Source organism: Bradyrhizobium sp. CFUWI (assembly GCF_056429085.1).
The window spans coordinates 118,601-130,949 of the sequence record NZ_JBWJZE010000012.1 but is presented as its reverse complement, the minus strand read 5'-3'; the positions used below and the strand labels follow the sequence as shown (position 1 = coordinate 130,949).

Genomic DNA, 12,349 nt, shown 5'->3' with positions numbered 1-12,349 from the left:
GCCTATTGTCCGTGCTTGAGCATGTCCTGGTCATTCAGGTCCCAGTCCTGCCACAGCTGCAGCACGCCGAGCAGCACGAGCACGGCGCCGAGGCCCGTGTGATAGAAGCGGAGAAAGCCGTCAGCGGAATAGCCCAAGACGTAGGGCGAAGCGATGAGCCACAATCCGATCAGGATCGTCGTCACCTCCTGCCAGCGCTGCAAGGCGACATATTCGAGCTGGCTGATGCCAAAGACGACCAGACCGATGGCGACCGTAGTCAGGATCACCGTCTGCTGTCCGCTAATCGCCGCATCCTGGACGGGAAACCACGGCGACGCCACGATCATCGCGCCGAGCAGCATCCCGCACCAGTCTTCCCACGTTCGATGAGTCTTCAAGAAACCGAAGTCCGACATCGTTCCCTCCTATGACAGAGGCACACGTCGGCGGCTGGCGATCACGACTTCCGAATGTCTCGCGACCCTGCCGGCCGCATTCGGACGTATGTCCTGCATAGGACGTGGGAACCGCCGGCGGCTGCGCAAGACCGGGATCGAGGATTATTTCGCTGGCCGCGGGTGTCCGCGGGTCATGAACTCATGCCGCACTGCGCTATAGCGCCCCGAGCCTCCTCAGCGACTCCTGTGCGGACGACAGGCCGGGCTTCAGCTCCAGCGCCTTCCTGAAATCGGCGATCGCGCCCTGCTTGTCGCCGAGCCGCAAGCGGGCCTGTCCGCGATTATTCCACGAGAACACGTCCGACGGATCGTATTGCAGCGCCTTGTCGTAGTCCGAAAGGCCACCCTTGTTGTCGCCCTGGTAGAGCCGGATCATGCCGCGATTGCGCCAGCCGCGCGCGTCGGTCGGTGCGAGGCGGATGGCCTCTCCGTAGTCGGCGGCGGCCCGGTCGAGCTGCTCGCTGTCGCGGTAGGCGTTGCCGCGATCGATATAGGCGAGCAGATCGGGCGCAAGCTTGATCCGCATCGTGTAGTCGGCGATGGCGTGCGCCATGTCGCGCTTGCGGTAGTACACCAGGGCCCGATTGCCATAGGCCATGGCATAGTTGGGGTCGCGCTTGATCGCAGCGTCGAAGTCGGCGAAGGCGCCGTCGAGATCGCCTTTATTGAACCGGGACTCGCCGCGATTGCTGTAGGCCAGCGCCGCCGACGGATCGAGCCTGATGGCCTGGTCGTAATCGGCAATGGCGCGATCGTAGTCGCGCTTGAACGAATAGACCCGGCCGCGATTGTTGTAGGCGCAGGCATAGCCGGGATCGAGCCTGACCGCCTCGTCGAGATCGGACAGCGCGGCGTCGAGCTCGCGCTGCTCGGTCAGACCATGGCCGCGGTTGCAATAGGCGCCGGCGAGCCGCTTGCCGCTCTCGCTCTTGGTGTCGATGACGGTAGAGCAGGCCTTGACCCGCTGGTCCGGCGTGCTCGTCAGCGCGACGCATGCATCCCAGGCGGACCGCCTTCGGCCGCAGCCGGCGCCGTCGAGATCAGCGCGGCGAGCAACGCCACGAGACTGAACGGGACACGCATTTTGCGGATATCTCCCCTGCGGCAACCTTCCTTGGTCGCACCTTGGCAAGCACCGGTTCAGGCGCCTAGATCTGGGAGAGACAGCACGTTGGAAGGATCTTGCATGGCCGCATCGGTACGGGACAACAAGGACAGGAGCCGCTTCGAGCTCGATGTCGGCAACGACATCGCCTTCGCCAATTACCGGCTGACCCCGACGGCGGTCATCATCACCCATACCGAGACGCCGCGCGCGCTGCGCGGCCGCGGCATCGGTTCCGAGCTGGTCAAGGGCGCGCTGGATCTGATCCGCCGCGACGGCAGGAAGGTGATCGCCGGCTGCGGCTTCGTCGTCGACTATCTCGACCGGCATCCGGAGGATGCGGATCTGGTCGCCTGAAGCAAAAAGGGCCCGCGCGATGGCGGGCCCTTCCGGCACGACCGGCGCTCGGTCAGTGCTTGATCTCGGGCGGCAGCTTGCCGCCATTGGCGGCGAGCTTGGACATCACCTGCTTGTGCAGCCAGACGTTCATGCTGGCGGAGTCGTTCATGTCCCCGCTATAGCCGAGCTCCTTGGCGAGGTCCTTGCGCGCCGCGAGGCTGGAATCGATGTCGAGCGCCTTCATCAGGTCGACGATCGAGGTGCGCCATTCGAGCTTCTCGCCCTTGTGCGCGGCCGCCGCCTTGTCGACGATCGCCGCCACGTCGACCGCGGCCATCGGCGCGGCAGCCGGCGCTCCCGGCGCCGCGCCGGCGGGCGACGCCGCGCCGCCGGCGGGTGCGGCGGAAGCCGGCTGGCTACCGAAGATCGCGCTCATGATTTTCCCGAAAATGCTCATATCTGCTCCCCGAAAAGGATCCGTTGGAAGGGCCTTGAGTGGCACTTATAGACCAAGTCGCTGCGTAGCGCCCGCTAAGTTCTGCGAACCGACACGCAGCATCAGCTTATCTGCGGCGAAATGACGACCGAATGACGTCGCCGAAGTTGCGCTGCGGCATCGAATCTCACCCAAGCGTGAGGGACAGGACTCGGAAATAGGCGTACGCTTTGCATTCAGCTCGCGATGCCTTCCGGAATTCGCGTCTGGTCGGACTCGCGAAACTCAAGAATGGCGGCCGCTCGCGCCGTTTGCAGGCGCCGAATTCGGCCGCTCGGCAAGGGAGCTAGCGACCATGGCCACACTCTACCCAGGCAATGTCCCCACGATGGGCGGGACCGCAGATGCGGCCGGACCGGTGATCCGAACCATCCAACTGTCCGATCTGCACGATGCGCTCCGGCGCGGCTGGGAGGATTTCAAGGCCGTTCCGAGCCACGCCATCATCCTCTGCGTGATCTATCCGGTGCTCGGCCTCGTGCTCGCCCGCGTGGTGATGGGCTATTCGGTGCTGCCATTGTTGTTTCCGCTTGCCGCCGGCTTCGCGCTGATCGGCCCCTTCGCGGCGCTTGGTCTCTACGAGCTCTCCAGCCGGCGCGAACGCTATGAAGAAGCGACCGCCTGGGACGCCATGGAGGTGCTGCGCTCGCCCTCGTTCGGCGCGATGCTCGGCCTCGGCGCGCTGCTGCTTGCTCTGTTCGTGACCTGGGTTGCAACCGCGCAAGCGATCTACGTCGCGGCGTTCGGCTATGAGGGCGTCACCGGCATCTCGGACTTCATGACGCGCGTGCTGACGACGCAGCAGGGCTGGTGGCTGATCGTGGTCGGTTGCGGCACCGGCTTCCTGTTCGCGCTCGCCGCGCTCTGCCTCAGCGCCGTGTCGTTCCCGCTGATGCTGGACCGCCATGCCGGCGCGCTCGAGGCGATGAGCACCTCGCTGCGCGTTGTCGCGAGGAACCCGGTGCCGATGGCGGCCTGGGGCCTGATCGTGGCGGTGCTGCTCGCGCTCGGCACCATTCCCGCCTTCCTCGGCCTTGCCGTGGTGATCCCCCTGCTCGGCCATGCCACTTGGCATCTCTACCGCAAGGTGATCGTCTCGGAGCCCGGCGCACGTCCGCTGCCGCCCCCACCACAGCGTCCGCGCAAGCCGGCTGCCGACTTCCCGGCCAACCTCTTCCCCTGGCGGAACAGGACAGACGCCTGACGATATCGTGACATGCGATCCTGCCGATCTTGAGCTTGAATTCGGCTCGGGCAGGATCGCACCCTGTCGCACGCCTTGCTTTGGCCGCGGTTCCGATCGAGATTGCGCCACCGGTCAGATCGCTTCACGGAATTCATTTACTCGAATGACCTCGACGATTTCTCGTCTCGCTCTCGCAGCCTTCGCCCTCTCCGCGTCAATCCTGTCCGCCCAGCCAGCGTTCGCCGCGGTTGCCTGCGGCTCGGGTAATTTCGATGCCTGGCTTGCGGAGCTCAAAACCGACGCCGCGGCCAAGGGCATCTCACAACAGGCCATTGCCACGGGCCTTGCCGGCGTGACGCTGGATCCGAGCGTGCTCAACCGCGACCGCTCGCAAAAGGTCTTCAGCCAGACCTTCGAGGAGTTTTCCGGACGCATGGTGCCGCCGCGCCTGCAGCGCGGCTCTGACAAGATGAAGCAATACGGCTCCGTGCTGTCGCGCATCGAGCAGGCCTATGGCGTTCCCGGCGAAGTCCTGGTCGCGATCTGGGGCCTGGAGACCGATTACGGCGTCAACACCGGCAAGTTCGCCACGATCCGCTCGCTCGCGACGCTGGCCTATGATTGCCGGCGGTCCGAGCTGTTTCGCGCCGAGCTGATGGATGCGCTGCGCATCGTCCAGCGCGGCGATCTGGCACCAGCCGAGATGAAGGGCGCCTGGGCCGGTGAGCTCGGCCAGACCCAGTTCATGCCCTCGTCCTGGATGAAATACGCCGTCGATTTCGACGGCAACGGCAAGCGCGACCTCCTGCACAACGCGCCCGACGTGCTCGCCTCCACCGCCAATTATCTCGCCGGCTATGGCTGGCAGAAGGGCAAGGACTGGCAGCCGGGCAGTCCGAACTTCGAGGTGCTCAAGCAGTGGAACAAGAGCGAGGTCTATTCCAAGACCATCGCCTACTTCGCCGCCCAGCTCGCTCGCGCTCCCTAACCCTTCTCGGGCCGGGCGTTCCGCCGAATCATCCGACTGCCCTCTCCCCACCCTTCCTTGCCAATACCTGCGCTCGCCTCGCCGACGTGAGTTGGGCCTGCTCTCGAATCAACCTATGAACTGAATATTGATTCACTTTACCTATGCGACTCACGCAGCCGAGACTTGGGTCAGGACGCTACTCGATTGGCTAACCGAGCCCTTGCGAGCAACTTATTTCCACAATGATCCAGATCAATGGTATGCACTTAACTCCGTGATTCCACGGGGCTTTCCCCCCGACTTTCGACATTTGCGCGCAAGCTCTGTGCAGGAGCGCCCTCCGGTTAATCGTCCGTTACCTTCGCTATGCGCCCATCGCTTAGCTGCATCGCAACATCGGAACTTTCGCACTGCACCACCCTGATCTATATTCATTTCAACGATGAAGCCCGGGCAAGGGCTGAATCGAACTACAGGAGACTACCTATGCTGCTCTCGCTCATCCGCATGATCCAGGCCTTCCGGGACTATCAGCGCAATGTTGCCGAGCTGTCCCAGCTCAGCGATCGCGAACTGGCCGATATCGGCCTCGATCGCTCGGACATCCCGCGCGTTGCCGCCGGTCAGTATCAGGGCTGAAATCGTTCAGCCCTCAACCGGACGAACCGATAGCGCCCGCCTCGTGCGGGCGTTGTCGTTTCCGGAGGCAGAAAACTCGATCTCGGCGATTCCACTGGCCACCGAAAAGCGCTACCTGTCCGCCCCATGACAGGACCCCTATCCAACCCCGTGCACGTGATCGGCGCCGGCCTTGCCGGCTCTGAAGCCGCCTGGCAGGTGGCGAAAGCCGGCGTGCCCGTGGTGCTGCACGAGATGCGGCCGACCCGCATGACCGAGGCGCACCGCACCGACGGGCTCGCCGAGCTCGTCTGCTCCAATTCGTTCCGCTCGGACGATGCTGCCAACAACGCCGTCGGCCTGCTGCATGCGGAGATGCGCCGCCTCGGCTCGCTGATCATGCGCGCGGCCGATGCCAACCAGGTGCCCGCCGGCGGCGCGCTGGCGGTCGACCGCGACGGCTTCTCGGCTGCGGTCACAAAGGCTCTCAACGACCATCCCCTGATCGAGATCGCCCGCGGCGAGGTTGCAGGCCTGCCGCCGGCCGACTGGAGCAACGTCATCGTTGCCACCGGTCCGCTCACCTCCGCTCCCCTGGCCGAGGCCATCCGCGCGCTGACCGACGAGAACGCGCTCGCCTTCTTCGACGCGATCGCACCGATCGTGCACCGCGAGTCCATCGACATGTCGGTGGCCTGGTTCCAGTCGCGCTACGACAAGGTCGGTCCCGGCGGCAACGGCGCCGACTACATCAACTGCCCGATGACCAAGGAGCAGTATGACGGCTTCGTCGCCGCGCTGATCGCGGGCGAGAAAACCGAGTTCAAGGAGTGGGAGACCAACACGCCCTATTTCGACGGCTGCCTGCCGATCGAGGTGATGGCGGAGCGCGGCCCCGAGACGCTGCGCCACGGCCCGATGAAGCCGGTCGGTCTCACCAACCCGCATGATCCCGCCACCAAGGCCTACGCGATCGTGCAGCTGCGCCAGGACAACAAGCTCGGCACGCTCTACAACATCGTCGGCTTCCAGACGAAGCTGAAATACGGCGAGCAGCAGCGCATCTTCCGCACCATTCCGGGGCTGGAGAACGCCGAATTCGCCCGCCTCGGCGGCCTGCATCGCAACACCTTCCTGAACTCGCCAAAACTGCTCGACAATCAGTTGCGCCTGCGCGCGCAGCCGCGGCTGCGCTTTGCCGGCCAGATGACGGGCTGCGAGGGCTATGTGGAATCGGCCAGCGTCGGCCTGATCGCCGGTCTCTATGCGGCTGCAGAGGCGCGCGGCGAGGCGCTTGTTGGCCCGCCCGGCACGACCGCGCTCGGCGCGCTGCTCGGCCACATCACCGGCGGCCATATCGAAACCATCGAGCCGGGCACGCGCTCGTTCCAACCGATGAACATCAATTTCGGCCTGTTCCCGCCGCTCGCGACCGTGCCGACCAAGAAGCCCGACGGCACGCGGCTGCGCGGCAACGAGAAGACGGTGGCCAAGAAGCAGGCGCTGAGCGCACGGGCGCTCGCCGATCTCGATCGCTGGATCGCCGATCACCTGCGCATGGCCGCCGCCGCGTGAGCTTTCGATGAGCCTCCCCAAAGACGACGCCGCAGCGCTTTCGGCGCGCTGGACCGAGGGCGTGCTGCTCAAGCGCGACGTGTTCTCGACCGTCGAGCGCGGCCGCTTCCGCGGCGAGAACGGCGAGGTCGACGCCGTGCTGCGCCGGCTCGACGAAGTGCCGTGGTGGTCGTTCCTGCTGGCGCGGCATCTGTTCGCCCGCGAGAAGCATGCTCTGGCGCGCGCCAAGGGCCTCGATGTCGGCCCCGAGCTGCTCTGGGCCGGACAGCGCGCCCTGGTGCGCGGCTTCGTCGACGGCGCCGCACTGCATCTGGCAAAGCCCCATGGCGACCTCGCCTATTTCCGTTCGGCCAAGGCGGCGCTGCGCCGGCTGCGCCGGGCCGGGATCTGCCACAACGATCTCGCCAAGGAGCAGAACTGGCTGGTCGGCCGCGACGGACGTGCCTATGTGACCGACTTCCAGCTCGCGGCCTGCTTTGCGCACCGCGGCCGGCTCTACCGCATTCTCGCTTACGAGGATCTTCGACATCTGCTCAAGCACAAGCGCTCCTATGCTCCGGAAGCGCTGACACCGCGCGAGCGAAAGATCCTCGCCAAGAAGTCCTTTGCCGCGAGCCTGTGGCTCGCCACCGGCAAGAAGGTCTACCGCGCCATCACGCGCGGCCTGTTCAACTTCACCGACCGCGAAGGCGGCGGCCGCCGCCTGGTCAATGATGCGCCGGTGCTGACCGCGTTGATCCGCAAAAATCCGGCCGTGCGCGATACCGCCATCGTCGCCTTCGCCGACCGCCGCTCCGGTGTCGGGCTCTATGCCTTCGTCGAGGCGGACCAGGCCACGCTCGAAGGCCAGTTGCGCAACGAGCTGACGGCCGCAAAGGGGCCGAAGCCGCCGGAACACATCCAGGTCGTGCACGCGCTGCCGCGCGACACCAGCGGCAAGCCGCGCACCGAGATCCTGCAACTGGTTGCCATGAACCAGCTCGATCTGATCGAGCCGATGATGAAGAACGACCAGGACCGCGCCTTTCTCAAGGACATCCTGGAACAGCGAAAAAACCTGCGCGACCGCTTCAACTTCGAGGCGGATCTGCCAACAGGCTGACGGGCTGCCCGCGCCTTGAAGCGTCCACATTGACGATAGAGAAGCGGTCGGATCATTTCGGGCGTGCGGGATCATGGGCATTGGGGGACGATGATGCGTCGTGTCGTTGGCGGCCTGATCGCGGGCTTCCTGCTGCTCATAGCCGCGCCGGCAATGGCGGACTCGCCCGCCGAGCTGATCTCGAACTTCCGCCTCAAGCACGGAGAAGTCCGTGTCGTCCGCGATGCCGTCCTCGACCGCATCGCCATGGACCAGGCCCGCGCGATGGCCGCCAAGGACAATCTCAGCCATGACGCCCTCGGACCGTTCAACCGCCGCGTCGCGCCGGCCGGCGCGGGCCGCGCCGCCGAGAACATCGCCTACGGCTACGACAATTTCGATAAGACCCTGGGACAGTGGATCGACTCGTCCGGCCACCGCAAGAACCTGTTGCTGCACAACGCCTCCCGCGTCGGCATCGCCAGCGCCAAGAACGCCAGCGGCAAGCGCACCTACTGGGCCATGGTGATCGCGGGCGACTACGAGCCCAAGGGCAAGGGCAAGAAGAAGGACAAGGAGCCCGTCGTTGCTGTGAAGCGCGAGGCTGCGCCCGCGAGCAAGCCAAAGTCCAGCAGCTGTCACATCAAGCTGCTCAGCCTCTGCATCTGAGGCGAGCCGGGCTATCTTGCTCAGGCTCGGCAACGCGCCTAATTCAGGCACGAGATCGCAAGAAGCGGAGACCAGCACTTGATCGACCTCGACCGAATACGCGCCGACACGCCGGCCGCCTCGCGGCTCGCATATTTCCACAATGCAGGCGCGGCCCTGATGCCGGCGCCGGTTGTCACAGCGATCAAGGGGCACATCGATCTGGAATGCGAGATCGGAGGCTATGCGGCCGCCGATCGCGAAGCCGACCGGCTCGACGCGGTCTACGGCTCGGTGGCGCGCCTGCTCAATGCCGCGCCCGACGAGATCGCGCTGGTGGAGAACGCGACGGTAGCCTGGCAGATGGCGTTCTATTCGCTTCCGTTTCGGAAAGGAGATCGCATCTTGACCGCCGAAGCGGAATACGCCGCCAATTATGTTGCCTTCCTTCAGGTCGCCAAGCGCACCGGCGCGATCATCGACGTGGTGCCGAGCGATGCCAGCGGCGAGCTTGACGTCGACGCGCTCGAACGGATGATCGACGAGCGGGTGAAACTGATCGCGATCACCTGGGTTCCGACCAATGGCGGGCTGGTCAATCCGGCAGCGGCGATCGGCAGGATCGCGCGGACGCACGGCATTGCCTATCTGCTCGACGCCTGTCAGGCGGTCGGCCAGATGGAAGTCGACGTCGATGCCATCGGCTGTGACATGCTGTCCGCCACGGGACGCAAATTCCTGCGCGGCCCGCGCGGCACCGGCTTTCTCTACGTCCGCCGCGCGATGCTGCAACGGCTCGAGCCGCCGATGATCGACCACTTTGCCGCCCCCTGGGTCTCCCGGGACGCCTATCAACTGCGGGACGATGCCCGCCGCTTCGAGACCTGGGAGAACAACTACGCGGCCCGGCTTGGCTTGGGCGCGGCCGTCGACTACGCCCTCGATATCGGCATCGCTCCGATCGAACAGCGCTGCCGCCTGCTTGCCGGGCGCCTCCGCAGCGGCCTTGCGGCTCTTGCCGGCGTCACCATTCGCGACCTCGGACGCGCGCCGGGCGCCATCGTCAGCTTCACCGTGGACGGGCATGAGGCGGACGCCATTGTCGCCGGCGCCGCTGCGGCCGGCATCACGATCGGCGCCTCGGATCCGTCGAGCACGCGCATCGATGCCGAGCTTCGCGCGTTGCCGCATGTGGTGCGGGCGTCACCGCATTATTACAACACGGAAGCCGAGATCGACAGGTTGGTCGAGCATCTGGCGGGTCTGGCTTCGCGATAGGAGAAACGTGCCGCTCACGTACAGCGCGCGCTCAATCCGGATGCGCTGAGCCTGGCCATCACCTCGTCGAGATGCGCAGCATCGCGGGTCTCGATGACGAGCTGCAGCAGCGTCGCCTTGGCCGGCAGCTCGGAGAAGGTGCGCTGGTGCGAGACCTCGATGATATTGGCACCGGCTTCGGCGAGCAGCGCGGCCACCGCGGCCAATTGTCCGGGTCTGTCAGGGATATCGAGCGAGAGCTGGGTCAGCCGCCCTTCGCGCGCGAGCTCGCGCGTGAGAACGGATGCGATCAGCCGCGTGTCGATATTGCCGCCGCTCAGGACGAGGCCGACCTTCTGGCCGACAAAGCGGGACGGATCGGACATCAGCGCGGCGAGGCCGGCGGCGCCGGCGCCCTCGACGACGGTCTTCTCGATCGAGATCAGGGTCGCTACCGCGCGCTCGAGCTCGGCTTCGTTCACCAGCGCAATGTCGTCGACGAGGCGGCGGACGATTTCGGTGGTGATCTTGCCCGGCGATTTCACCGCGATGCCTTCGGCGAGCGTATCGCCGCGCGCCGGCAGATTGCCGCCGTGAATGGCGTTGTACATCGAAGGATAGAGCCAGGCCTCGACGCCCAGGATTCGGAGTGACGGCTTGATCGATTTCGCGGCGATGGCGATGCCGCTGATCAGGCCGCCGCCGCCGATCGGGACGACCAGCGTATCGAGCTCGGGGACCGCTCGCATCATCTCCAGCCCGACGGTGCCCTGCCCCGCGATCACGAGCGGATCGTCATAGGGGTGGACGAAGATCATGCCGCGGGCTTCGCCGTGGTGACGCGCGAACGCGGCCGCTTCCTCCAGCGTCGCGCCGGTGACGACCACTTCCGCGCCGTGATGCCTTGTGTTCTCGACCTTCACCATCGGCGTGCCGACCGGCATGACGATGGTGGCGGGAATGCCGAGCCGCTTGGCGTGGTAGGCGACGCCCTGGGCGTGGTTTCCGGCGGACATGGCGATGACGCCGCGCGCACGCTCCTCCGGCGTCAGGGCGGTGAGACGGTTGAGCGCGCCGCGCTCCTTGAACGACGAGGTGAACTGAAGGTTCTCGAATTTGAGCCAGATCTCGCAGCCGCAGATGCCGCTCAGCGTGCGGCTGTAGCTGCAGGGCGTCTCGACGACGGCGCCGCGAATGGTGTCGGCGGCGGCTTGAACGTCACCAGGTGCGACCGGAAAGCCGCTGAGATCGGGCGATGTGGTTTGGGACAATTCAGCCATGGGACAGCATAGAGCATCCGGCGGTTCGAGGCGATAAGCCAGCCGCTATTTGGTAAATTCCCGGGAACGTGAAGCCCGCCACAGCGTCCAGAGCGTGCGCAGCCGCGAGGTCGGCTGCAGCGCGAACGGATTTCGGCCGGGCTGCGACAGGCGCTTGAGATCCGCCTCGACCTGGCTCAGCGGCAGGAACGCCGGGCGCACCGCTGCCGGCACGTCCGCCAGCAGCGACAAGGCCGTGGTCAAGTGCTGCTGCGCCTCGCCTGCAAGCTGCTCCAGCACGGCGCGCAGGTTCGGCGTCTCCTTGCCGGCAAACACGTCCTCCATCTGGCAGCCATGGCTCGCCAGCAGCTGCTGCGGCATGAACAGCTGCCGGTGCGAGGCATCGCGCGGCAGGTTCGTGATGACCTGCGCGATGCCCTGCGCCAGCCCCGCATGACGGGCGACATGTTCGACCGCCTCCGACGGCGGCGCCAGAATCCGCGCCGCCAGACCAAACAACGCCGAACAGGTCGCGGCCAGATAGCCCTCCAGCGCCGCCATGGTCGGCATCGGGTCGTTGTAGAGGTCGAACTGGTGCTCCTCGACCAGTAGCGACAGCGGTTCGACCGGCAAGTCGAAATCACGGATCACCTGCAGCAATTCGGCCGCGACCGGATTGCCCTCGGCGCTGCCGTGGACGAGGCCCGAGAACAGGTCGGTCCACCATTGAAAGCGGATCTCGCCGGGCAAGGGCTGGCTCACTTGGTCGCGGACGCGGACGATCTCGACATTGAAAGCGCAGAGCGCAAGCAGCGCCCGGCGCTCGGCGGCGGGCACGAACAGGGTCGCGGCATAGCGCGGAAAGTCGTGGCGGCGCACGAGATCGGCGCAGAAGCTGGCGGAATCGGGCGGCGGCGCGGCGCTGCTCATGTGCTGTTCATGGCACCGCGATCAGAGCAGCCGCAACCCGCCGCCGCTCGCCGATCATGATGTTGTAGGTGCGCACGGCAGGTCCGGTCTGCATCGTGTCCAGCACCACCCTCACCGCTTTCAAGGCCTGGCGCAGCTCCGGCGGCGGCAGCCAGGGTCCGGTTCCGGTACCGATCAGGAGCGTGTCGATGCCGTTGGCGGCCGTGAACACCCGATCGAGCGAATAGCGGTCGATCTTCTGGGGATCCGTCACGTCCCAGGCCCAGATCGCGTCAGGCAGGCACAGCAGCGAGCCCCGGTGCGACATGCCGGCGAAGGCGAAGCCGCCCTTGCCATAGGCCTCGATCGGCGCCGAGCGCGGGAAATGGGGTGCGTTGGGATCGCCGGCCATGAGCTTGGTCCGAATGAGCTTACTGCCCTCGCCAACTCGTGCGGGGGCGTGCGG

14 protein-coding genes are annotated in these 12,349 nt (G+C 65.9%); 8 read left to right on the top strand and 6 right to left on the bottom strand.

Annotated features, from left to right (window positions below; genetic code table 11):
• Positions 1 to 2: 2 nt before the first annotated feature.
• Positions 3 to 398, bottom strand: coding sequence for an SPW repeat domain-containing protein (locus tag AC066S_RS25110; protein ID WP_126257512.1), 396 nt, complete (start codon positions 396 to 398; stop codon positions 3 to 5).
• A gap of 196 nt (positions 399 to 594) precedes the next feature.
• Entirely contained in the window at positions 595 to 1,548 is a 954-nt protein-coding gene (locus AC066S_RS25105) for a tetratricopeptide repeat protein (protein ID WP_478270881.1), read from the bottom strand.
• Positions 1,549 to 1,626: 78 nt separating this feature from the next.
• On the opposite strand from AC066S_RS25105, the gene AC066S_RS25100 reads away from it, so the two are divergent.
• Positions 1,627 to 1,902: a GNAT family N-acetyltransferase gene (locus tag AC066S_RS25100; RefSeq protein ID WP_126257511.1), complete on the top strand. Its 276-nt coding sequence runs from the start codon at positions 1,627 to 1,629 to the stop codon at positions 1,900 to 1,902.
• Between the two features lie 52 nt (positions 1,903 to 1,954).
• Here AC066S_RS25100 and AC066S_RS25095 read toward each other — a convergent pair whose 3' ends face one another.
• A complete protein-coding gene (locus AC066S_RS25095) occupies positions 1,955 to 2,341 on the bottom strand; it encodes a DUF3597 domain-containing protein (protein WP_164718582.1) in 387 nt (128 codons plus the stop codon).
• Between the two features lie 334 nt (positions 2,342 to 2,675).
• On the opposite strand from AC066S_RS25095, the gene AC066S_RS25090 reads away from it, so the two are divergent.
• The 7 genes from AC066S_RS25090 to AC066S_RS25060 all read left to right on the top strand — a co-directional run bounded on the left by AC066S_RS25090 (position 2,676) and on the right by AC066S_RS25060 (position 9,736).
• On the top strand, positions 2,676 to 3,584 hold the full coding sequence (locus AC066S_RS25090) for a DUF2189 domain-containing protein (RefSeq protein ID WP_126257509.1): 909 nt from the start codon (positions 2,676 to 2,678) through the stop codon (positions 3,582 to 3,584).
• Positions 3,585 to 3,729: 145 nt separating this feature from the next.
• Complete coding sequence (locus AC066S_RS25085) at positions 3,730 to 4,554, top strand: lytic murein transglycosylase (RefSeq protein ID WP_478270880.1); 825 nt, start codon at positions 3,730 to 3,732, stop codon at positions 4,552 to 4,554.
• Between the two features lie 468 nt (positions 4,555 to 5,022).
• Positions 5,023 to 5,175: a DUF1127 domain-containing protein gene (locus AC066S_RS25080; RefSeq protein WP_007590701.1), complete on the top strand. Its 153-nt coding sequence runs from the start codon at positions 5,023 to 5,025 to the stop codon at positions 5,173 to 5,175.
• A 126-nt stretch (positions 5,176 to 5,301) separates the two neighbouring features.
• Positions 5,302 to 6,729, top strand: a complete 1,428-nt coding sequence (gene trmFO, locus AC066S_RS25075) for a methylenetetrahydrofolate--tRNA-(uracil(54)-C(5))-methyltransferase (FADH(2)-oxidizing) TrmFO (RefSeq protein ID WP_126257507.1) — start codon at positions 5,302 to 5,304, stop codon at positions 6,727 to 6,729.
• Between the two features lie 7 nt (positions 6,730 to 6,736).
• Complete coding sequence (locus AC066S_RS25070; RefSeq protein ID WP_164718581.1) at positions 6,737 to 7,831, top strand: serine/threonine protein kinase; 1,095 nt, start codon at positions 6,737 to 6,739, stop codon at positions 7,829 to 7,831.
• Between the two features lie 93 nt (positions 7,832 to 7,924).
• Positions 7,925 to 8,479: a CAP domain-containing protein gene (locus AC066S_RS25065; RefSeq protein ID WP_126257505.1), complete on the top strand. Its 555-nt coding sequence runs from the start codon at positions 7,925 to 7,927 to the stop codon at positions 8,477 to 8,479.
• Positions 8,480 to 8,557: 78 nt separating this feature from the next.
• A complete protein-coding gene (locus AC066S_RS25060; RefSeq protein WP_478270879.1) occupies positions 8,558 to 9,736 on the top strand; it encodes an aminotransferase class V-fold PLP-dependent enzyme in 1,179 nt (392 codons plus the stop codon).
• Positions 9,737 to 9,750: 14 nt separating this feature from the next.
• Here AC066S_RS25060 and AC066S_RS25055 read toward each other — a convergent pair whose 3' ends face one another.
• From AC066S_RS25055 to AC066S_RS25045, 3 genes are read right to left on the bottom strand one after another with little or no spacing between them, the layout of a single operon-like run.
• On the bottom strand, positions 9,751 to 10,995 hold the full coding sequence (locus AC066S_RS25055) for a threonine ammonia-lyase (protein WP_478270878.1): 1,245 nt from the start codon (positions 10,993 to 10,995) through the stop codon (positions 9,751 to 9,753).
• Between the two features lie 45 nt (positions 10,996 to 11,040).
• Positions 11,041 to 11,904 (bottom strand): phytoene/squalene synthase family protein, encoded by an 864-nt coding sequence (locus tag AC066S_RS25050; protein WP_478270877.1) that lies wholly within the window; start codon positions 11,902 to 11,904, stop codon positions 11,041 to 11,043.
• A 7-nt stretch (positions 11,905 to 11,911) separates the two neighbouring features.
• Positions 11,912 to 12,295, bottom strand: coding sequence for an Mth938-like domain-containing protein (locus AC066S_RS25045; protein ID WP_126257501.1), 384 nt, complete (start codon positions 12,293 to 12,295; stop codon positions 11,912 to 11,914).
• Positions 12,296 to 12,349 lie beyond the last annotated feature (54 nt).

Coding starts and splice junctions, on each gene's coding strand:
- AC066S_RS25110 (WP_126257512.1), bottom strand. CDS start 398: ATGTCGGACTTCGGTTTCTTGAAGACTCATCGAACGTGGGAAGACTGG.
- AC066S_RS25100 (WP_126257511.1), top strand. CDS start 1,627: ATGGCCGCATCGGTACGGGACAACAAGGACAGGAGCCGCTTCGAGCTC.
- AC066S_RS25095 (WP_164718582.1), bottom strand. CDS start 2,341: ATGAGCATTTTCGGGAAAATCATGAGCGCGATCTTCGGTAGCCAGCCG.
- AC066S_RS25090 (WP_126257509.1), top strand. CDS start 2,676: ATGGCCACACTCTACCCAGGCAATGTCCCCACGATGGGCGGGACCGCA.
- AC066S_RS25085 (WP_478270880.1), top strand. CDS start 3,730: ATGACCTCGACGATTTCTCGTCTCGCTCTCGCAGCCTTCGCCCTCTCC.
- AC066S_RS25080 (WP_007590701.1), top strand. CDS start 5,023: ATGCTGCTCTCGCTCATCCGCATGATCCAGGCCTTCCGGGACTATCAG.
- trmFO (WP_126257507.1), top strand. CDS start 5,302: ATGACAGGACCCCTATCCAACCCCGTGCACGTGATCGGCGCCGGCCTT.
- AC066S_RS25070 (WP_164718581.1), top strand. CDS start 6,737: ATGAGCCTCCCCAAAGACGACGCCGCAGCGCTTTCGGCGCGCTGGACC.
- AC066S_RS25065 (WP_126257505.1), top strand. CDS start 7,925: ATGCGTCGTGTCGTTGGCGGCCTGATCGCGGGCTTCCTGCTGCTCATA.
- AC066S_RS25055 (WP_478270878.1), bottom strand. CDS start 10,995: ATGGCTGAATTGTCCCAAACCACATCGCCCGATCTCAGCGGCTTTCCG.
- AC066S_RS25050 (WP_478270877.1), bottom strand. CDS start 11,904: ATGAGCAGCGCCGCGCCGCCGCCCGATTCCGCCAGCTTCTGCGCCGAT.
- AC066S_RS25045 (WP_126257501.1), bottom strand. CDS start 12,295: ATGGCCGGCGATCCCAACGCACCCCATTTCCCGCGCTCGGCGCCGATC.